Annotated in this window: 17 protein-coding genes; 10 read left to right on the top strand and 7 right to left on the bottom strand. The window is 70.2% G+C overall.

Annotation, left to right across the window (positions count from 1 at the left end; translation table 11 throughout):
- The first annotated feature begins 37 nt into the window (after positions 1-37).
- From TFC3_RS30845 to TFC3_RS30855, 3 genes are all read left to right on the top strand, one after another.
- The gene (locus TFC3_RS30845) at positions 38-661 is read left to right on the top strand and encodes a hypothetical protein (protein ID WP_067509034.1); all 624 of its coding nucleotides are present in this window, start codon (positions 38-40) and stop codon (positions 659-661) included.
- A gap of 61 nt (positions 662-722) precedes the next feature.
- Complete coding sequence (locus TFC3_RS30850; protein WP_067509036.1) at positions 723-3,416, top strand: alpha/beta fold hydrolase; 2,694 nt, start codon at positions 723-725, stop codon at positions 3,414-3,416.
- The gene (locus TFC3_RS30855) at positions 3,413-4,258 is read left to right on the top strand and encodes an ABC transporter permease (RefSeq protein WP_067509038.1); all 846 of its coding nucleotides are present in this window, start codon (positions 3,413-3,415) and stop codon (positions 4,256-4,258) included. The genes TFC3_RS30850 and TFC3_RS30855 overlap by 4 nt, the downstream gene beginning before the upstream one ends.
- Before the next feature lie 42 nt (positions 4,259-4,300).
- Here the strand turns inward: TFC3_RS30855 and TFC3_RS36430 are convergent, their stop codons facing one another.
- Positions 4,301-4,474 (bottom strand): hypothetical protein, encoded by a 174-nt coding sequence (locus tag TFC3_RS36430; protein WP_201787289.1) that lies wholly within the window; start codon positions 4,472-4,474, stop codon positions 4,301-4,303.
- Positions 4,471-5,256 (bottom strand): DeoR/GlpR family DNA-binding transcription regulator, encoded by a 786-nt coding sequence (locus TFC3_RS30860; RefSeq protein WP_067509040.1) that lies wholly within the window; start codon positions 5,254-5,256, stop codon positions 4,471-4,473. The genes TFC3_RS36430 and TFC3_RS30860 overlap by 4 nt, the downstream gene beginning before the upstream one ends.
- 198 nt (positions 5,257-5,454) lie before the next feature.
- Between TFC3_RS30860 and TFC3_RS30865 the strand changes: the two genes are divergently transcribed.
- From TFC3_RS30865 to nagA, 3 genes are read left to right on the top strand one after another with little or no spacing between them, the layout of a single operon-like run.
- Positions 5,455-6,366, top strand: a complete 912-nt coding sequence (locus TFC3_RS30865) for an SIS domain-containing protein (protein ID WP_067509042.1) — start codon at positions 5,455-5,457, stop codon at positions 6,364-6,366.
- Positions 6,367-6,417: 51 nt separating this feature from the next.
- Positions 6,418-7,344 (top strand): ROK family protein, encoded by a 927-nt coding sequence (locus TFC3_RS30870; protein WP_067509043.1) that lies wholly within the window; start codon positions 6,418-6,420, stop codon positions 7,342-7,344.
- On the top strand, positions 7,341-8,441 hold the full coding sequence (gene nagA, locus TFC3_RS30875; RefSeq protein WP_067509045.1) for an N-acetylglucosamine-6-phosphate deacetylase: 1,101 nt from the start codon (positions 7,341-7,343) through the stop codon (positions 8,439-8,441). Before TFC3_RS30870 ends, nagA begins: the two co-directional genes overlap by 4 nt.
- On the opposite strand, the gene TFC3_RS30880 is transcribed toward nagA, so the two are convergent.
- The gene (locus TFC3_RS30880) at positions 8,407-9,072 is read right to left on the bottom strand and encodes a phosphatase PAP2 family protein (protein ID WP_067509046.1); all 666 of its coding nucleotides are present in this window, start codon (positions 9,070-9,072) and stop codon (positions 8,407-8,409) included. The two genes, nagA and TFC3_RS30880, sit on opposite strands and share 35 nt — an antisense overlap.
- 18 nt (positions 9,073-9,090) lie before the next feature.
- Positions 9,091-10,380, bottom strand: a complete 1,290-nt coding sequence (locus TFC3_RS30885) for a serine protease (protein ID WP_067509048.1) — start codon at positions 10,378-10,380, stop codon at positions 9,091-9,093.
- 99 nt (positions 10,381-10,479) lie between these two features.
- Between TFC3_RS30885 and TFC3_RS30890 the strand changes: the two genes are divergently transcribed.
- Complete coding sequence (locus TFC3_RS30890) at positions 10,480-11,697, top strand: DUF4032 domain-containing protein (RefSeq protein ID WP_067509050.1); 1,218 nt, start codon at positions 10,480-10,482, stop codon at positions 11,695-11,697.
- Here the strand turns inward: TFC3_RS30890 and TFC3_RS30895 are convergent.
- Positions 11,694-13,463, bottom strand: coding sequence for a TrkA family potassium uptake protein (locus TFC3_RS30895; RefSeq protein ID WP_082772623.1), 1,770 nt, complete (start codon positions 13,461-13,463; stop codon positions 11,694-11,696). The genes TFC3_RS30890 and TFC3_RS30895 overlap by 4 nt on opposite strands.
- A gap of 23 nt (positions 13,464-13,486) precedes the next feature.
- Here TFC3_RS30895 and TFC3_RS30900 point away from each other — a divergent pair, with 23 nt between their 5' ends.
- A complete protein-coding gene (locus tag TFC3_RS30900; protein WP_067509052.1) occupies positions 13,487-13,960 on the top strand; it encodes an MSMEG_6728 family protein in 474 nt (157 codons plus the stop codon).
- Here the strand turns inward: TFC3_RS30900 and TFC3_RS30905 are convergent.
- Both TFC3_RS30905 and TFC3_RS30910 read right to left on the bottom strand, forming a co-directional pair.
- The gene (locus TFC3_RS30905; protein WP_067509054.1) at positions 13,921-14,364 is read right to left on the bottom strand and encodes a GNAT family N-acetyltransferase; all 444 of its coding nucleotides are present in this window, start codon (positions 14,362-14,364) and stop codon (positions 13,921-13,923) included. The genes TFC3_RS30900 and TFC3_RS30905 overlap by 40 nt on opposite strands.
- Positions 14,365-14,416: 52 nt before the next feature.
- Complete coding sequence (locus TFC3_RS30910; RefSeq protein ID WP_067509055.1) at positions 14,417-14,938, bottom strand: hypothetical protein; 522 nt, start codon at positions 14,936-14,938, stop codon at positions 14,417-14,419.
- Between the two features lie 319 nt (positions 14,939-15,257).
- Between TFC3_RS30910 and TFC3_RS30915 the strand changes: the two genes are divergently transcribed.
- Positions 15,258-18,242, top strand: a complete 2,985-nt coding sequence (locus TFC3_RS30915) for a BTAD domain-containing putative transcriptional regulator (RefSeq protein WP_067509056.1) — start codon at positions 15,258-15,260, stop codon at positions 18,240-18,242.
- On the top strand, positions 18,239-19,639 hold the full coding sequence (locus tag TFC3_RS30920; RefSeq protein ID WP_067509058.1) for an aspartate ammonia-lyase: 1,401 nt from the start codon (positions 18,239-18,241) through the stop codon (positions 19,637-19,639). Before TFC3_RS30915 ends, TFC3_RS30920 begins: the two co-directional genes overlap by 4 nt.
- Positions 19,640-19,702: the final 63 nt, after the last annotated feature.

The raw sequence follows: 19,702 nt of genomic DNA on the forward strand, positions 1-19,702 counted from the left end.
GCTATCGCCGTCAGCCGAGCCGGGGAGGCCCACCGCCATGAGGCACCGTCGAATCGCACTCACCGTCACCGCGATTGCCCTGCTGGGCGTGGCGGCCTGCGGGAATGACTCCGATGATGACGCGGGAGCGTTCGTCAATCCATCAGCGGCGGCATCCACGGCCGCGCCCGCCGCCGAACCCTCCGCGCCCACGGCCAAGAACGGGCAGGCCCCGGTGGGCAAGGACGCGAAGACGGCGACCGATGTGGTCTCGGCTTCCGGCCTCGGGCCGTACCTGACGGGCGTCGCGCAAGCGGACCTGGCGTCGGCCAAGCTGATCGGAAAGACCAAGAAGGTCGATAAATGTACGGCCGCAGCGGGCCTGAGCAAGTACCGCGCCCCGGCCCTGGCGTTCAACGACGGCAAGCTGACCCGCATCTCGATCACCAGCACCAAGGTCAAGACCGCGGGCGGCGCCAAGGTCGGCATGTCCTACGACGAGGTCAAGAAGTTGTACCCGAACGGCAAGCAGCTCGACAACTGGGTCGGCGCGAGCGCCTGGTACACCGCCGAGGGCGGCAACGGGCTGCTGTTCAAGATCGCCGACGGCAAGGTGAGCGCCATCGACGCGGGCCAGGGCGAGGCTGTGCAGTTCGCGTACACCGATCAGCAGGGTTGCTAGTAGTCCTCTTCCGGCCACGTTCACAGGTCTTGCTCAGGGGGGCCGGGCTAGCGTTGCGGTCATGTTTGCCCTGACGGCCCGGCTGCGCCGTGTCTTCTCCCGCCCGACGCGGCGCCGGGTCATCGCCGGTGGTGCCGTGCTGGTGCTCGTAGCCGCGCTGGTGACCTGGGCAGCGCTGCCCGAACGGCACTCGTGGACGGCTACCGACCAGATGGTGAGCGTGCTGTCCGGACCCTCGGGCACCGAGCCGGTCGCCCTGGACACCCGCTTCTACCTGCCCGAGGATCACGACGGCAAGGTCCCGGCGGTGCTGCTGGCGCATGGCTTCGGGGGTACGAAGGAGTCCGTCAGCGATGACGCCGAGTCGCTGGCCGACCGGGGTTACGCGGTGCTGACCTGGACCGCGCGCGGCTTCGGGCGCAGCGCCGGCGAGATCCACCTCGACAACCCCGACTATGAGATCAAAGACGGTCAACGGCTGCTCGACTGGCTGGCCGCGCGGCCCGAGGTGCGCACCGACGCGGCCGGGGACCCGCGGGTGGGCGTGGTCGGCGGCTCGTACGGTGGGGCGCTCGCACTGATGCTGGCCGCCCAGGACGCCCGGGTCGACGCCATCGTGCCGATGATCACCTGGAACGACCTGAGCACGTCGTTCTTCCCCGGCGGGGTGTTCAAGAAGAACTGGGCCGGGTTGTTCTTCACCTCCGGCTCCGACGCCGGCAACCCGGCTTGCGGGCGCTTCGCCGAAGACGTGTGCGCGGCCTACCTCAAGATGGCGACCACAGGAACCCCGGACGCGGCCACCACGGCGTTGCTGCGCAAGTCCAGCCCGGCCGGGTACCTGACCCGGATCAAGGCGCCCACGCTGCTCATCCAGGGTGCTGTCGACACGCTGTTCCCCCTGTCCGAGGCCGACGCCAACGCCAAGGGCATCGCCGCCACCGGCACCCCGGTGCGGGTCGCCTGGTTCACCGGCGGGCACGACGGCGGGGTGGGCCCGAAGACCGATCAGGATCGGACCAGGTTCCTGACCGCCGAGTGGCTCGACCACTACGTGAAGGGCGACGGGCCGGCCCCGGAGAACAGCTTCACGTACTCGCGGGTGGCGGGTTTCAGCGCGCTGGACCGGGGGCTGGTCACCAACGGTTACTCCGATCCGACGTACCCGGGAATCGGCGGAACCGGTCGCACCGACGTTGCCGTGACCGGTGCGGCGCAACAGATCGCGGCTCCGCCGAACGGCAACCCCGGCGCCCTGTCCTCGCTGCCCGGCGTGGGGGGCCAGCTCAGCTCGCTGCTCGGCGGCGTGGCCGGCGACCTGGGCGGGCAGCACGCCACGTTCGCCTCCGCGCCGGTCGGCACTGCGATAGAGGTGGTCGGCTCGCCGCAGGTCAAGCTGCGGGTGGCCGCGGCGACCGGTTCGGCGACCGTGTTCGTCAAGCTCTACGACGTCGACCCCACCGGCACCGAGACGCTGAGCGGCGGGTTGATCGCCCCGGTCCGGCTGACCGGCCTGGCCAAGGACATCGCCGCGGCCCAACCGGTCACTGTGACGCTGCCGGCCATCGTGCGCCGCATCGATCAGGGCCACACGGTACGGGTGGTGGTCGCCACCACCGATCAGGCGTTCCTGACCCCGGCCGCCCCAGCCGGGTACACGGTGGCCGTGGAGCCCGCGGTGTCGCTGCCCACGGTGGTCGGCACGCCGATCGCGAACCCGCAGGTGATCTGGCGCTGGGTGCTGCTCAGTGCGCTGGTGGTCATCGCGCTGGGGGCGGCAGCCGCCTACTGGCTGACCCGCCGGCGCCCGACCGCCCCGGTCGAGGAGTTCGCTGAGACCCCGCTGGTGGTCCGTGACCTGCGCAAGGCGTACGCGGACGGGTTCGTGGCGGTCGAGAAGGTCGCCTTCACAGTGCAACGCGGGCAGGTAGTGGGTCTGCTCGGCCCGAACGGCGCCGGCAAGACGACCACGCTGCGGGTGCTGATGGGCCTGACCATGCCCACCTCCGGCGATGCCCTGGTGTTCGGCCAGCGCCTGGTCCCCGGGGCACCGATCCTGTCGCGGGTCGGTGCGCTGGTCGAGGGCCCCGGCTTCCTGCCCCACCTGACCGGGTACGAGAACCTGCAGGCGTACTGGCGGGCCACCGGCCGGCCGCTGGCGGAGGCCCACTTCGACGAGGCGCTGGAGATCGCCGGCCTGGGTGAGTCGGTGCACCGGCGGACCAAGAACTACAGCCACGGCATGCGCCAGCGCCTAGCCATCGCCCAAGCCATGCTTGGCCTGCCGGAGCTGCTGGTACTCGACGAACCCACGGATGGTTTGGACCCCCCGCAGATCGCCGAGATGCGCCGGGTGCTCAAGCGCTACGCCACCGACGGGAGGGCGGTGCTGGTCTCCAGCCACCTGCTCGCCGAGGTGGAGCAGACCTGCACGCACGCGGTAGTGGTGAACAAGGGCCGCATCGTCGCCTCCGGCCCGGTCGATGACATCGTCGGCGAGTCCCCGTCGGTGCAGCTCAGCGTCTCCGACGTGGCGGTGGCCTCGACGGTGCTGGCTGGGCTCAACGTCCGCGACGTCCGCCGCGACGGTCCCGCAGATCTGATCGTGGACATGAACGGCACACCTCGCGAGGAGGTGGTGGCCTCGCTGGTGCGTGCGGGCGTCGGGGTGGACCGCGTGGTGCCGCGCCGCCGCCTTGAGGACGCCTTCCTGGCCCTGGTGGGCGACAACTCCCGAGGAAGTGGAGACCGATGATCTCGGGCTACTCGCCATCCCGGACCCTGCCGATCGGCGCGGAGATCCGGCGTCAGGCGTCGCGGCGCCGTACCCAATTGGCCCTGGGCTTCATGGTCCTGCTGCCCTTGATCATCCTGCTGGCCTTCGAGTTCGGCGGCGGCGACGATGACGACAACGGCGGTGGCGCCTTCTCCTCGCTGGTCGACCTGGCCACCTCGGGCGGCCTGAACTTCACCCTGTTCGCGCTGTTCGTGTCATCGAGCTTCCTGCTGGTCGTGGTGGTGGCCCTGTTCTGCGGCGATACTGTCGCCTCCGAAGCCAGTTGGGGCAGCCTGCGCTACCTGCTGGCCATTCCGGTGCCGCGCGCCCGCCTGCTGGCGGTCAAGCTGGTGGTGGCGCTGGGCTACTCGCTGACCGCGCTGCTGACGCTGGCCGGGACGGCGCTGCTGGTCGGCACGCTGCGCTACGGCTGGCATCCCCTGGGAAGCACGGTGGCTGCGGAGATTCCGGCCGGCGAGGGGTTGCTGCGCTTACTGGGCATTCTCGGATACTTGGCGGTGATGCTGCTCGGGGTGGCCGGGCTGGCGTTCCTGCTGTCGGTGCTGACCGACGCGGCGCTGGGAGCGGTCGGCGGCGCGGTCCTGCTCTGGATCCTGTCGAGCATCCTGGACCAGATCACGGCACTCGGCGGGATCCGCAACTTCCTGCCCACGCACTACAGCGACGCCTGGCTGGGTCTGCTGTCGACACCCATGCAGACCGACGACGTGGTGAAGGGGGCGATTTCGGCGGTTTGCTATGCGGCGGTGTTCTGGTCGATGGCGTTCTACCGCTTCACCCGCAAGGACGTGACGTCCTAGGGGAGACATATCGAACGGCGCCCGGATGCGGCTTATCTCCGGCTACGGCGATGACCTGCGTCCCGGCTGGAGCGGGAAGCGCAGCACGATGTCGTCGCCGAGGCGGAAGAGGGCGTTGACCGTGCCGTGCGAGAGCACTGGTCGTACCGGTAAATGCCGCCATTCGGGAAATTGCGCCGCGACCAGGGCGGTGACCTGGGCCGCGGTTACCGTCACGCGCAGATCACTTCGACGCCGGCGTCGCGGATGGCTTCGATCACTCCTGGGGCGGCGCCCGAGTCGGTGACCAGCGTCTGGACCTTGCCGATCGGGCAGATGCGGGCGAACGCGTGCCCGCCCAGTTTCGACGAGTCCGCGATCACCACGACCCGCTTGGCCCGGGCCACCATCAGGCTGTTCATTGCCGCCTCGCCCTCGTGGTGGGCCGCCGCACCCAGTTCCACGTCCAGGGCGTCGACGCCGAGCAGCACGATGTCGAGGGTGACCTCTTTGAGCAGCGCGCCGCCCAGCGGGCCGACCAGTTCGAAGGATTGGGGGCGGACCACGCCGCCGGCCACCACGATTTTCATCCGGGAGCGCACCAGCAGTTCGTTGGCGATGTTCAGGGCGTTGGTGACCACGGTGAGCTGGGCGCCGTCGCCGCTGGCGTTGAGGTCGGGGCGCACCGCCAGGGCGCGGGCCACCTCGGTCATCGTGGTGCCCCCGTTGAGGCCGACCACCGTGCCCGGCTCGACGAGGGTGGCCGCTGCTTCGCCGATTCGTTGCTTCTCGGCCGAGTGCTTGGCGGTTTTGTAGCGCAGCGGGAGGTCGTACGAGACACCGTTGGCCACCGCGCCGCCGCGGGTGCGGGTGATCATTTGTTGCTGGGCGAGCTGGTCGAAGTCGCGGCGGATGGTGGCCTGGGAGACGTCCAGGCGCTCGGCGGCGTCCTCCACGGTGACCCGGCCGCTCTCGGCCAGCAACTCCAGCAGGGCATTCCAGCGCGCGTACCGGTCCACCCGAGCTCCCTCTTTCAACCCGGCGAGAGTGCCAGGTCTGTGCACATTAGTGCGCGAAACGTCCCCGAGCAAAGAGAGTACCTGCGCGAAGGTTGCGGTCGCGGCGCTGTTCCGCGCAGAATGACGCTCGAAAGACCCGCTTAGCGAGCGGATATGCGCAAGACCTTCCCGCAGCGGAAAGTAAGCGAGAGGGGCCCGATGAGCCACGTCAGGGTGGAGATCGCCAGCCAGCCGGACTGCTGGCGGCAGGCGGCGAAGTTGGCCGGCTCGGCGGGGCTGCCGGTGCCCGGGGAACGGGTGGCAGTCGCCGGCTGCGGCACGTCATGGTTCATGGCGCAGTCCTACGCCGGGCTGCGCGAACGCGAGGGCCACGGCGAAACAGACGCCTTCCAAGCCTCGGAGTTCCCGTACGGCCGCAAGTACGACCGCGTCATCGCGATCACCCGCTCGGGCACCACCACCGAGGTCGTCGACCTGCTCGCCGCGCTGCGGGGCAAGATCCCCACCACGGTCATCACCGCGGACCCGGAGGCACCGGTCGCCGCGATCGCCGACGAGGCCATCGTGCTGGACTTCGCCGACGAGCTGTCGGTGGTGCAGACCCGGTTCGCCACGAGCACCCTGGCCCTGCTGCGCGCGCACCTGGGCCACGACATCGAGGCGCTGGCGGCGGACGGGGACGCGGCCGTACGGCTGCCGTTGCCGGTGCACCCGGCGCTCGCCGAGCAGATCACCTTCCTCGGGCGCGGCTGGACTGTCGGGCTCGCCGAGGACGCCGCCCTCAAGTGCCGCGAAGCCGCCGAGTGGTGGGCCGAGGCGTACCCGGCGATGGAGTACCGGCACGGCCCGATCGCGCTCGGCCGGGAGGGCCGGGTGGTGTGGGCCTTCGGTGAGGTGCCCGAGGGGCTGTCCGAAGAAGTCGAAGCGACCGGGGCGGCGTTCGTGCACAGCCAGCACAACGGCGGCTACTGGGGAGCGGGCGAGCGCGAGGGCTTCGATCCGATGGCTGACCTGGTGGTGGCGCAGCGGGTGGCCGTACTGTTCGCCACCAGCCAGGGCCTCGACCCCGACCACCCGCGCGGGGTCACTCGTTCTGTGGTTCTGCCATGACGCAACGCAGCGTCGGTCCCGGCTCGCGCGTCAGCGGCGAAAGGTAGATCGGTGAGCAACGACGTTGTGGTGGCGCTGGACGTCGGCGGCACCGGTATGAAGTGTGCCCTGGTGGGCCGCGGCGGCGAGGTCGTGCACGCCGAGCGGCACCCGACGCTGGCCCAGCGCGGACCGGAAGCGGTCACCGCGAACATCCTCGACATCGCGGCCGGGCTGGCCGATCGGGCTCGCGCCGACGGGCTTGACCCGGTGGCGGCCGGGCTGGTCGTGCCCGGGGTCATCGATGAGGGCAACGGCATCGCGGTGTGGTCGAGCAATGTCGGCTTTCGGGACGTACCGCTGCGGGAGTTGACGCAGAAACGGCTCGGACTGCCCACGGCGCTCGGCCACGACGTGCGGGCGGGCGGTCTGGCCGAGGCGCGGCTCGGGGCGGGGCGGGGGCAACGGCACGTGCTGTTCATCGCGATCGGCACCGGCATCGCGGCCGCCCACGTCGTCGACGGCAAGGCGCTGGGCGGGGCGCACGGCGCGGCTGGCGAGGTCGGGCACATCGTGGTGCGACCCGGCGGACCGGCCTGCAAGTGCGGCGGCCACGGGTGCCTGGAGTCGATCGCCTCGGCCTCGGCGGTCGGGCGGCGCTACGTCGAGATCTCCGGGGAGGCCGGGGTGACCGCGTACGACGTGGCCACCCGCGCGGCCGCCGGCGAGGAGCTGGCCAACCAGATCTGGACCGAGACGGTCGAGGCGTTCGCGGACGGGCTGCTCACCGCGCAGGCGCTGTACGACGCGGGCATCATCGTGCTCGGCGGCGGGCTCGCCGAAGCCGGGGAGGCCCTGCTCGCCCCGCTGCGCCTGGCCCTCGCCCAGCGCGTCACGTTCCACCGGCTGCCCAGCATCGTGCGCGCCAAGCTCGGCGACACGGCCGGCTGTCTCGGTGCTGCCCTGCTCGCCCTGGACCACTTGGAGGAGACCCGGTGACGGACAGAATTCACGGCCGCATTGTCCGGCCCGGCGCCGTGGTGCCCGGGTTCGTCGAGGTGGACGGCCCGACGATCCTGTCCGTTGACGAGTCGCCCGACGCGGGCTCGGACATCATCGTGCCCGGCTTCGTGGACCTGCACTGTCACGGCGGCGGCGGGCACACCTTCACCCGCGGCGACGTCGACGACGCGGCCCAGGCCGCCGCCTTCCACCTGGCCCACGGCACCACCACGATGCTCGCCAGCCTGGTCAGCTCCCCGTACGAGCTGATGTGCGACGCCACCGCCGCCTACCTGCCGTTGGTGCAGCAAGGCGCGATCGCCGGCATCCACTTCGAGGGCCCGTACCTGAGCGGCATCCGGTGCGGCGCGCAGAACCCGGACTTCCTGCGCGACCCCTCGATCGACGAGCTGAGCGCGCTGATCAAGCTCGGCGAGGGAGCGATTCGGCTGGTCACGATCGCGCCCGAGCTGACCGGCGCGCTGGACGCCATCGGGTTCCTGGCCCGCAACGGGGTGGCCGCCGCGATCGGGCACACCGACGCCACGTACGAGCAGACCCTCGCCGGGGTTGACGCGGGCGCGACGGTCGGCACCCACGTCTTCAACGGCATGCCGCCGGCCCATCACCGCGAACCCGGGCCGGTGCTGGCGCTGCTCGACTCCCCGGCCATCGTCTGTGAGCTGGTCGCCGACGGCATCCACCTGCACGACGGCACGTTGCGCTTCGCCGCGCACGCCACCGGGCCGGACCGCGCCGCGCTGATCACCGACGCGATGGACGCCGCCGGGATGCCCGACGGCGAGTACGAGCTGGGCGGGCAGGACGTCGTGGTGGCCGACCGGGTGGCCCGGCTGGCCCGCAACGGCTCGATCGCCGGCAGCACGCTGACCATGGACGCGGCGTTCCGGCAGGCCGTGGGGGCCGGGCTGGGCCTGCCCGCGGCGTCGGCGATGGCCTCGACCACCCCGGCGCGGGTGCTCGGGCTGGCCGATCAGGTGGGTGCGCTCGAGGCCGGGCTGCGCGCCGACCTCGTCGTGCTGTCGCCGGATCTGCAGGTCAAGCGGGTGATGCGAGCGGGGTCCTGGATCTGAGCAGGGCCTGCCACGGGAGCCGGGCCAGCAGCCGGGCCAGGACCAGCCCGAGCAGCAGCCCGGCCACCGAGTCGGTGATCCAGTGGTACGCCAGGTAGGTGGTCGTGATGATGACGATCACCGGGGGTGCCACCCGCAGCGCGGTCCAGTCCCGGCCGGTCAGCTCGCGCAGCAGCAGCGCGATGACGAAATACCAGGCCAGAGTGTTGGCGACGTGCCCGGACGGATAGCTGAGCGCCAGGTTGCCCGAGGCCGCGGGGTTGAACAGGACCTCGCGGTCCGGGCCCTTGAAGGCCGGCGCGGCCCGGTCGAGCCAGATCTTGAGCGGGCCGATCGTGATGTACGTCAGCACGAACACCACCGCAAACGGGATGACGGCCCGCCAGGAACGCCAGCGCCAGAACAGCAGGGCGGTCAGCAGCAGCGTCACCGGCATCAGTACCTGGCCGCCCTGGCCGAGATAGTTGAACACCCGCAGCGCCCAGTACAGCGGCTTGGGCCGGTGCTCGTCGACCCAGCCGGCAACCCGCAGGTCCAGGCTCAGCAAGTGACCGTTGGCCAACGCCACGGTGAGCGCGACGAACGCCGCCAGCAGGACGACATCCGGCCACCACGCTCGCAACTGACGCATAGTGCCCAAGTTACAAGGTCAGAGGTAGCTCTTGAGCTTGGTGGCGAGCAGGTCACCGCGGACCCCGGAGTTGGGGCAGCCGCCGAAGTGGTGCAGGGCCACCACCTTGTTCGTCCGGCGCGACAGCACCGGGCTGCCGCTGGAACCGCCCTCGGTGTCGCAGTAGTAGGAGACGTCGGAGTTGGTGGCGTACCCGTCGAAGGCGTTGTCGACGACCGCGCAGGTGCCGGCCTTGTCCCCGAGGCGACCCGCGATCCGGGTGGGTTCGCCGGCCGGGTGCTGCGGGACGTACAGCTCCTGGTTGCGCGCCGGGCGGGCGGTGTCCAGGGTCAGGTAACCGTACTTCTGGACCGAGGCGAAGTTCTCCACCGTGAACAGCGTGTAGTCGTACACGTGGCTGGTGGAAATGACCTTGTCGCCCCAGACCTTTGTCGGCTTGAAGACCTGGTAGCCACCGCACTTGGCGCACTGGTAGTTGAACCAGACCTCGGTCTCATAGGCGTCGGCCGAGCTGCTGAAACAATGGTTGTTGGTGATCAGCCGGTTCTTCGCGCCGACCCGCCAGCCGGTGCACAGCTCGGTGCCGTTGATCAGCAGCCGGGCGATGGCCAGGGAACGGGTGTAGGCGACCGGGTCGCTCGACTTGTAGCAAACCGCGTCGCTGCTCTGGTCGCCGCCGCAGATCGACTCCTCACGCCCGGTGAGTCCGGGACGCAGCAACCGGTCCACCGGAGCCTGAGCCTGCTCCGAGCGCGAAAATCCCTTCGCAACCTTGTCCACCTGTACGCCCAGAGTCCCCGCCGCGGCACCCACCTCGGCGCCCGGCCCCCGGTGGATCTCCAGCACCGCAGTGTCCCCGGTCACCGACATCGCCCACTTGTCGCTCGGGGCGGTCGGGTTCACCGCGGCCGGGGCGTCGTACCGGTAGGACTCCTGCCCGGCGGCATCCGAAACGGTGAGGTAATCGCCGGGCCGCAGCACCATGCTCCTGAAGTGCAGCTTCACGTAGGACGCCTGCGGGTAGCTGAACACCTCGCGCTCGGGCCGCCCGTAGCCGATCCGCTTGTTGAGCCGCAGCACCTCGCCGACCTGCTGGCGGCCGTCCTGGTCATCCTTGACCTGGGCCGACTCGGCCGGCGGGGGCGCCAGGTCGACGGTCGGCGACGCGGCGACCGCCGGGGCTTCGTGCCAGGTGCCGACCTCGCGGCTCTCGGAACGGCTGGTCTGCGTCCACCCGACCGCACCAGCCGTGCCGGCCAGGGCCAGGGCGGCAACAGCCCCGGCCACAATGCTCACCGAGCGTCGCACAGATTCACTTCCGTTTCTTCCGGTCTGCCCCGTCCCGCTTGTGTGTAACGAGCCACGTGCAGCAGCGTCGCGCCGCTTGGTACAGGCACACTGGGGTTCGTGCGCATCACTTCCGCCCTCATCGACCCGGCGCTGCTGGAGCTGCCGTGGACCGTGCCGCTGGAGGAATGGCCCGCCGATCACCTGGTGGCGCTGCCCCAGGGCATCTCCCGGCACGTCGTGCGGTTCGTCAAGCTCAACGACACCGTCTACGCGCTCAAGGAGACCCGGGAAAGGATCGCCGAGAAGGAGTACGACCTGCTGCGCTCGCTCGAGCGGATCGGCTTCCCGGCCGTGGAGGCGCTGGCGATCGTCACCGACCGCCACGACGAGAGCGGTGAGCCGCTGGAGACCGTGCTGATCACCCGGCATCTGCAGTTCTCGCTGCCGTACCGGGCGTTGTTCTCCCACGTGCTGCGTCCCGAGACGATGAACCGGCTGCTCGACGCGCTGGCCGCGCTGATCGTGCGGATGCACCTCACCGGCTTCTCGTGGGGCGACTGCTCGCTGTCCAACACGCTGTTCCGCCGCGACGCCGGTGCGTTCGCCGCGTACCTGGTCGACGCCGAGACGGGCAACCTGTATCCGAGGCTGTCGGAGGGTCAGCGCAGCGAGGACATCGAGATCCTGCGCATGAACATCTTCGGCGAGTGCCTCGACTTGAAGGCCGCCGAGCTGCTGCACGAGTCGATCGATCCGGAGAGCGTGGTCGACGACATCGTGGCGCGCTACGAGCGGCTGTGGCACGAGGTGACGTACGAGCAGGAGGTCCCCCGCAACGCCGGCGACGCGCGGCACGACATCGAGGGCCGCATCCGCCGCCTCAACGACCTCGGCTTCGACGTCGCCGAGGTGGCCATGTCCACGGTGGACGGCGGTTACCGGGTACGCCCCAAGGTGGTCGACGCCGGCTACCACACCCGCCGGCTGATGCGGCTGACCGGCCTGGACGCCGAGGAGAACCAGGCCCGGCAACTGCTCAACGACCTGGACACCTACCGCGCGGAGAGCGACCTGACCGACGAGCAGCAGGCGGCCCACCGGTGGCTGACCGAGGTGTTCGAGCCGGTGGTCCGCGCGGTGCCGGCCAACCTGCGCAACAAGCTCGAGGCCCAGGAGATCTTCTCGCAGATCATCCAGCACAAGTGGCTGCTGTCCGAGCAGGCCGGCCGGGACGTCGGCATGGGCCCGGCGGTGCAGTCGTACCTGACCGACGTGCTCGCCCACAAGCCCGATGAGCAGGCCGTCCTCGGCATCGAGGTGGCGGCGCTGCCTTAGATCCCTTCGAGGATCAGCGGCTCGGGTGGCGGGCTGGCCTGCTCGACCAGGGCGCGCAGCCCGGCCCGGCGGGCCACCACCATGATCCGGTCGTCGGCCGACAGTACCCGGCGCGGGTCCGGCGACCAGTCCACCCACTCCTGCTCGGCGGCGGTCAGCCCGATCACCCGTACGCTCTCCGCGCGCGACGCCTGGCTCAGCGCGGCGCCGTCCAGCGGGGAACCGGCCACCACCCGGACGTTGGCGATCAGCAGTGCGTGCCGGTCGACCGGGATGGTGGCGATCACGTCGCGGTCCAGCATGGCCGCAGCGAACGCCGGGGCGGCCAGCCGCGAGACGCTGCGTGAGATGGCGATGTTGAACGCGGTCTGCACCCGGCGGGCGAAGTCGTCGTCGAACAGCCGCAGCACCACGCGCAGATCGGGCCGGACCGCGCGGGCGTTCAGCGCGGCCTGCAGGTTGGACACGTCGTCGGTGGAGACCACCACGAGCGCGCGGCTGGTGGCGACGGACGCCTGGCGCAGCGTCTCCTCCGACGCCGCATCCGCGATGATCAGCGGAATGCCGAGCTGCTCGGCCACGCGCACCCCGCGCGCGTCCCGGCTGCGATCGATGGCCACCACGTCGATGCCCAGATCGTGCAACTGGCGCAGCACCCGGGTGCCCACGTTGCCCAGCCCGACTACCACCACGTGGTCCTCACGCTTGGCGGTGAAGCGGCCCCCGGCCAGCGCCAGCCGGGCGTTGACCATGCCCTCGACCACCGCTGCGGTGATCAGCGGCAGCAGCGCCAGCCCAGCGATAGTGAGCACCAACTGGGCGGCCTGCGCGACGGCGTTGCGGTTCTCCTCCACGTCGGACGAGCCGACCACGGTCAGCAGCGTGACGTACAGCGACTTCCAGAAGCCGTGGTAACCCAGCGACAACGCCAGCACGGTTCCGGACACCGCCGTGACCGCTAGCGTAACCAGCACGGCGATGCCCAGCTTGCGGCTCAGCGCGGCCCGGATCGCCCGGCCAGCCGCGAGGTGCGGGCGGCGGCGGGAGCTGACCGTCTTCTCCGGCTCGGCGGCCTTCCCGGTCGCCTCGGCCAGCACCAGATCCTCCGGGCGCTGCACGTCCGGCCCGGAATCCTCGGGGAGCACCTCGGCCTTGCCTGCGCCGTCGGCCGCGGTCAGGGTGCAGACCACCTGCTCGGTGCGTACGTCCTCGCGCCGCGCCACGTGGACCGTGCGGCCGGGCAGGCGAACGTGGGTGGGCACGACCTCACCGAGGGAGGCTGCGACGAAGGCGGGCGCGGCCATCGCGGCGTCGGAGAGCACCTCGCAGTCGGCGAACAGCCGGCGTACGCTGTAGCCGAGGCCGGTGTTGAACATCCGGATGACCAGGCGCAGGTCCGGCTCGACGGCCTGAGCGCAGAGCGCGGCGTGCAGGTTGACCACGTCGTCGGGCATCACCAGGGCCAGCGCTGCGGCGCCGTCGAGCCCGGCCGAGCGGAACGCGCGTTCGTCAAGGCGGTCGGCGCGCATGACCCTTACCCCTCGCAGGGCTGTCAGATCTGGCACGTCTCGCCGCAGCTTGCTCGGCACAATGACGGTCAGCCGCACCCGATGGTTGGCCGCCAGTTCCTCGGCGAGCGTGTAGACCAGCGCGTCCGCCCCGCAGACCACGAAATGCGGCCGGTTGTCCGCGGCGCCCGGCAGCGTGTGCCGCAACCGGGAGACCAGGGACTTGCGGTTACCCCCGGGGGTGGGATCGTCGGCCATGGGCGCATCGTAGTTAATGGGGCGTGCAGACTTTTCTCCCTTACCCCGACTTCATCAAGAGCGCGAAGGTGCTGGACCAGAAGCGGCTGGGCAAGCAGCGCGTGGAGACAGTCCAGGTGCTGCGCGGGCTGGTGCAGCCCGGCTACGGCTGGAGGCATCATCCGGCGGTCAAGATGTGGATCGGCTACGAGGAGGCGCTGGTGCGCTACGGCCTCGACTTCGCCGGCATCTGGACGGCGGCCGGGCACGCCGACACCACCGCGGAGACCTTGCTCACCGACGTGGCGAAGACGCGGGGGCTGACGGTTATCCGTACCCAAGAAGATCTTGCCGCTTCGGACGACCTGCCGCCGTGGCTGGGTGACGAGGCGCTGCATCTGAGCCACCGCTCGGCGCTGCTGCGCAAGGACCCGGCGTTCTACGGACCGGTCTTCGGCACCATCCCGGATGACCTGCCCTACGTCTGGCCGCCCTCGGACCGCCCCGCGGCCGGGTGAAAATCCCAGTTCAGCAGCAGGAACGGTTCCTCTTCGGTCGCTCCGGACTTACGGTACGTCCGCTGCGCCGCCGCGTTGTCGTTCTCGGTGCCCACCCACATGCCGTAGCAGCCGTGTTCCCGGGCAATGCCGGCGAGCGCCTCGACCAGCGCGGTGCCGATGCCCTTGAGCCGGGCATCCGGGGCGACCGCCAGCTCGTACACGAACATCTCGGTGCCCTTGTCGGGGTGCGTCATCTCCACGCCGGTGATCATGCCGACCGGCCGATCTCCCTCGTAGGCCAGCAGCAGGTGATGCCCGGGGCTGGTCAGAAACGTCTCGGTCGCCCCAGGCAGAGGCGGCCCGTCGAACAGCTCGGCGGCCGCGTGCACAGCCGCCGGGCTGACGATGCGCTCGATTCGCATGGCGTCACGATAAACCGGACGCCAGCGGTTTACGGCGTAGCCTGTCCCGGTCTCAGGCGCAGTAACCCGCGATCGGGGTCAGCCACTCGGTCATCTGCGACTCCAGCACCTTGTCCAGGTCCTTTGTCGACTTGATCTTGTCGAAGAACGTGCCGTCCGCCGCGCTCTTGGTGAACTTGGCCGACGAGGTCGCGCCGGCCTCCTTGACCTGAGGGTCCTGCGCCGCCGCGGTCAGCTTCTTGATCTGCGCGCCGACGTTCTTGAGCTGCTTGCCCGCCGCCTTCTCGGCCGCCTCGGCGTTGTCGCTCTGCTTGGCTTCCTTGTACGCGATCATCTTGCCGATCTCGGTGCCGAAGTCCTCCAGCTCGGCGTCGAAGATCTTCTCGACCTTCGAGCAGACCTGCTTGGTGTTTGCCGTGTAGTCCGGCGGCGGGCTGGTCGTCTCGGCCGGCGAGGAAGGCGTCACGATCGCCGGCGCCTGGGCCGTGGAGTCCGCATCGTTGCCGCCGCTGCTGCAGGCCGCCCCGGAAAGCAGCAGGCCACCGAACGTCACGGCAAGAAGGGCGCGTCGCATGAGAGATCCTGTTCGTCGGGGACGTTCCACGGTTGCTGGCGAACCCCCGCGAGGCTACTTCCGCAGCCCGTCGGCGTCCAACCGGTGTCCTTCTCCCGAGAATCCCGGCAAGCCGATCAGCGATCAGCCCGTCCACCACGCCGTGGACGAGCTGAACACCCCCCGTTACGGGCCGCTCCGCACCCTTGGGGGCGTGATCGATCATGGGAAGCGGAACGGCCTCGGCAGGGATTCTGTCCCCAGCCGCTCTCGTCTGACTGTCGTCGCGCTCTCACCGGCTATCGTCGGACGAGATCGACATGCGGAAATAGGGGGCGCGATGCGATTCGGCATCCTCGGGCCGCTCCTGGTAACCGGCGAAACCGGCCACGAGATCGTCATCACCGCGGGCCGCGATCGGGTCGTGCTGGCCATGCTGCTGCTGCAGCCCGGCCGGGTCGTCGGAGCTGAAGAGCTGATCGACGCCGTCTGGCCCGGCAACCCACCGGCCACTGCCCGCGGGCAACTGCAGACCTGCGTGTCCCGGCTGCGCCGGCTGCTCCCGTCCGGCACCATCCGCACCGATCCGGCCGGTTACGGCGTCGTGCTCGACCCGGAGGACCTGGACGCCACCAGCTTCGCCGAGCTGGCCGGACGCGCGGTGGAAGCGCTCCCCCCCAAAGGCGCCGAGTCGTTGCGGGAGGCGTTGGCGCTGTGGCGTGGGTCCTGCCTCGCCGGGCTCGACAGTCCGGCGGTGCGCCGGCTCGCCACCGTCCTGGACGAGCAGCGCCAGGCTTTCACCGAGGACTGGGTGGATCTCGAGCTGGCCGCCGGGCGCGAACGGGACATCGTCGCCGAACTGACCGGGCTGGTGGAGAACTATCCGCTGCGGGAACGACTCCGGCGGCAGTTGATGCTCACCTTGCACCGGCTCGGACGCCACGCTGATGCGCTGGCGGAGTATCGGCGCGCTCGGGCGCTGTACCGCACCGAGCTGGGCATCGAGCCCGGGGCCGAGCTGCAGGAACTGCACCGGCGCATGTTGAGCGGCGAGTTGCTGCCGGCGCCGGCCGAGCGTCCCGCCGTTGCTGGGGTACGCGCCCTGCCTCGCACGGTAAGCGACTTCACCGGCCGGACGGCCACGGTCGACCGCTTGCTCGGCGTCGCCGCTCACACGAGCGTGCTCACCATCGACGGCATGCCCGGCAGTGGCAAGACGACGCTGGCGCTGCAGGTGGCGGCGAAACTCGCCGACCGCTATCCGGACGCACAACTCTTCCTGGACCTGCAAGGACACAGCATCCAGGAGCCCCTCGACGCGTCCGCGGCCCTGCTGATTCTGCTGCGCCAACTGGGCGTGGCAGCCGACCGCATCCCGCCCGGCCTTGAGGCGCGTGCCGGGCTGTGGCGATCCGAACTTGCTGCGCGCCGGGTGTTGCTGATCCTGGACAACGTGGCGTCGAGTGCTCAGGCGGCTCCGCTGCTGCCCGGGTCGCCGAACAGCCTGACGCTGGTCACCAGTCGGCGCAGGCTGGCCGGGCTGGACGGCGCGCAGCCCGAGTCGCTGGAAGTCATGACCGTCGCCGAGGCGGTCGGCTTGCTGCAGCGGATCGTCGGGGAGCGGGTCACGGCGGATCCGGCGGCGGCTCGGGTGCTGGCCCAGCGTTGCGGCTGCCTGCCCTTGGCGTTGCGGCTGGCGGGTGCCCGGCTCGCGCACCGTCCGCGCTGGCAAGTCGACGACCTGGTCCGGCGCCTCGGCGAGTCGGCGCTGCCCGAACTGGCCGCCGAGGACCGTACGGTGGCCGACGCTTTTGCTTTGTCGTACCGGCAATTGCCGGAGGCCGTCCGCAGGCTGTTCCGGCTGCTCGGTCTGCACCCGGCGAAGCATTTCGGGGCTGTCTCCGTGGCCGCCCTGAGCGGGGTGGCCCTGGACGACGCCCAGGACATGCTGGACGGCCTGGTCGACGTGAACCTGATCGAGGAGCCGGAAACGGGCCGGTACCGGCTGCACGACCTGGTCCGGCAGTACGCCTCGGCTCTGGCCGCGACGCTGCCCGAGCAGGATCGCCGGACCGCGCTGGCCCCGCTGATCGACCTGCACCTGCACGCCGCGACCGAGCTCAACCGGCGCAAGGAATGGGCTCTGCAGTCCACCGATTTCCCGACCGGGGCACCGGCACGTCCGGAGCTGGTCGCCCAGGCCGTCGCCGATCCGTTGTGGCTCGAACACCAGCGTCCGGATCTGCTGGCGTTGCTGGCCGCAGCCGCCGAGGCCGGCGAATTGTCAGCCGGGTGGCGGCTGGCCCGGGTCAACTGGCGCTACCTCTACGACCGCAACTACCTCGATGACCTCATCGCGGTGCAGCAAAGCGGGCTGGTTCTGGCCGAACGGGACGGCGATGAAGAGGGCGTTGTCGTGCTGAGCAACTACCTTGCTTCCGGCTTCTACCGCCTGGGCCGCAATACCGAGGCGGTGGAGCGGACGACCATGATGCTGCAGCACGAGATCCGGGTTGGCCGGCGCCACGGCGAGGCTCGCGCCCGGCACAACCTCGGCGGCATCTATCAGCGGATGGGCCGGCTGCAGGAGGCCCGGGAGCAGTTGGAGCTGGCTTACCGCCTCTACGAGCGGTCCGGGGATGTCTCGGGTCTGACCCGGTGCAACGCCGGGTTGGCCAGCGTCGAGGTGCTCCTGGGTGACCCCGCCCAAGCCTTGCGGCGCGCTCGGGTGGCTTTGCAGACCGCTGTGGAGTTTGTGGATTCACCGCTGCCCAGCACCTGCTTGCTGGTGATCGCGGAAGCTCGGCTGCGACTGGGTGAGACGGCAATGGCCGAGCGTCTTTTGAAAAGCTCACTGTGGCTGACCCGGAAGGGCGGCTACGACGCCATCTACATCGAGGCCATGATCGGGCTGGGCAGCCTGCATCTGTACCGGGCCGAGCCGCAACAAGCTGCGCAATGCAACTTGGACGCGCTGGATCTCGCCCGCTCGGCAGGTCAGACCCTGCGCATCGCCCAGGCCCAGAACGGGCTGGGCGCAGCCCTGCTGGCCATGCACGACAGGGAAGGCGCCCGCAAGGTGTTCGAGGAGGCGCTCGCCGGCGCCCGGCGCACCGAGTCGCTGGTCGACGAGGCCCGCGCCCTCACCGGCCTCGGTGTCTGCGAGGCTTCCACCGATCCGGAGGCTGCGGAACGCCGGCACTCGCAAGCCCGGACGATCTGCCGGCGGGTGGGCGTACCGGTATCCGCGCTCTTGCCGCAGGCCTCGGACAGTGGCGTGGATCAACTGCGTCCGCCGGAGGTCCGGGGCAGGATAGAGGGGTGACGACGACTGACGAGAGCGGCTTCCGGATCGAGCGCGACACGATGGGTGAGGTCCGGGTGCCGGCCGACGCCCTGTGGCGGGCGCAGACGCAGCGTGCCGTGGAGAACTTCCCGATTTCCGGGCGAGGGCTGGAGTCCTCGCACATCCGGGCGCTGGCGCAGATCAAGGGTGCGGCCGCGCAGGTGAATGCGAGCCTCGGCGTGCTCGAGGACGACCTGGCCAAGGCGATTGTGACGGCGGCCGCGCACGTGGCCGACGGCGGCTATGACGACCAGTTCCCGATCGACGTGTTCCAGACCGGGTCGGGCACCTCGTCGAACATGAACACCAACGAGGTGATCGCCACCCTGGCCTCGCGGGAGCTGGGCCGTGCGGTGCACCCCAACGACCACGTCAATGCCTCACAGTCCAGCAACGACGTCTTCCCTTCCTCCATCCACCTGGCCGCGACCGAGGCGATCACCAGCGATCTGATCCCGGCGCTGGAACACCTCGAGGGCGCGCTGAGCGAGAAGGCGTCGGCCTGGGCGACGGTCGTGAAATCCGGCCGCACGCACCTCATGGATGCGACTCCGGTCACCCTGGGACAGGAATTCTCCGGGTACGCCGCCCAGGTGCGCTACGGCATCGAACGGCTCGGTGCCACCCTGCCGCGCCTCGGTGAGCTGCCACTGGGCGGCACCGCAGTGGGCACCGGCGTCAACACCCCGCCCGGCTTTGCCCCGGCGGTCATCGAGCAGCTACGCGAGCTGACCGGGCTGCCGCTCAGCGAGGCGCGTAACCACTTCGAGGCCCAGGGTGCCCGCGATGCCCTGGTGGAGGCGTCCGGTCAGCTGCGGGTGGTAGCCGTCGGCTTCTACAAGATCGTCAACGACATCCGGTGGATGGGTTCGGGCCCGCGCGCCGGGCTGCGTGAGCTGCGCCTGCCCGACCTGCAGCCGGGATCGTCGATCATGCCGGGCAAGGTGAACCCGGTGGTGCCCGAGTCGGTGCGCCAGGTCGCCGCGCAGGTCATCGGCAACGACGCGGCCGTGGCGTTCGCCGGCAGCCAGGGCGACTTCGAGCTCAACGTGATGCTGCCGGTGATGGCCCGCAACCTGCTGGAGTCGATCAAGCTGCTGGCGGCGGCGGCCCGCATGCTCGCCGACCGGTGCATCGCCGGGCTGGAGGCCAACGAGGAGGTGGCTCGCGGCTACGCCGAGGGTTCACCGTCCATCGTGACCCCGCTCAACCGCCACCTCGGCTACGACGAGGCCGCGGCGATCGCCAAGCAGGCACTCAAGGAAGACAAGACCATCCGGGCGGTAGTCATCGAACGGGGACATGTCGCCAACGGCACTTTGACCGAGGATGAGCTGGATGCGGCGCTTGATGTCCTGCGCATGACGCGTCCCTGATCATCGTTGGGCGGATGGCCCCGGCGGACCCTTGTGGAAATATGATCTCTTCGATGGAATGCG

The sequence above is a fragment of the Actinoplanes sp. TFC3 genome (assembly GCF_001553785.1).
Classification (GTDB): domain Bacteria; phylum Actinomycetota; class Actinomycetes; order Mycobacteriales; family Micromonosporaceae; genus Actinoplanes.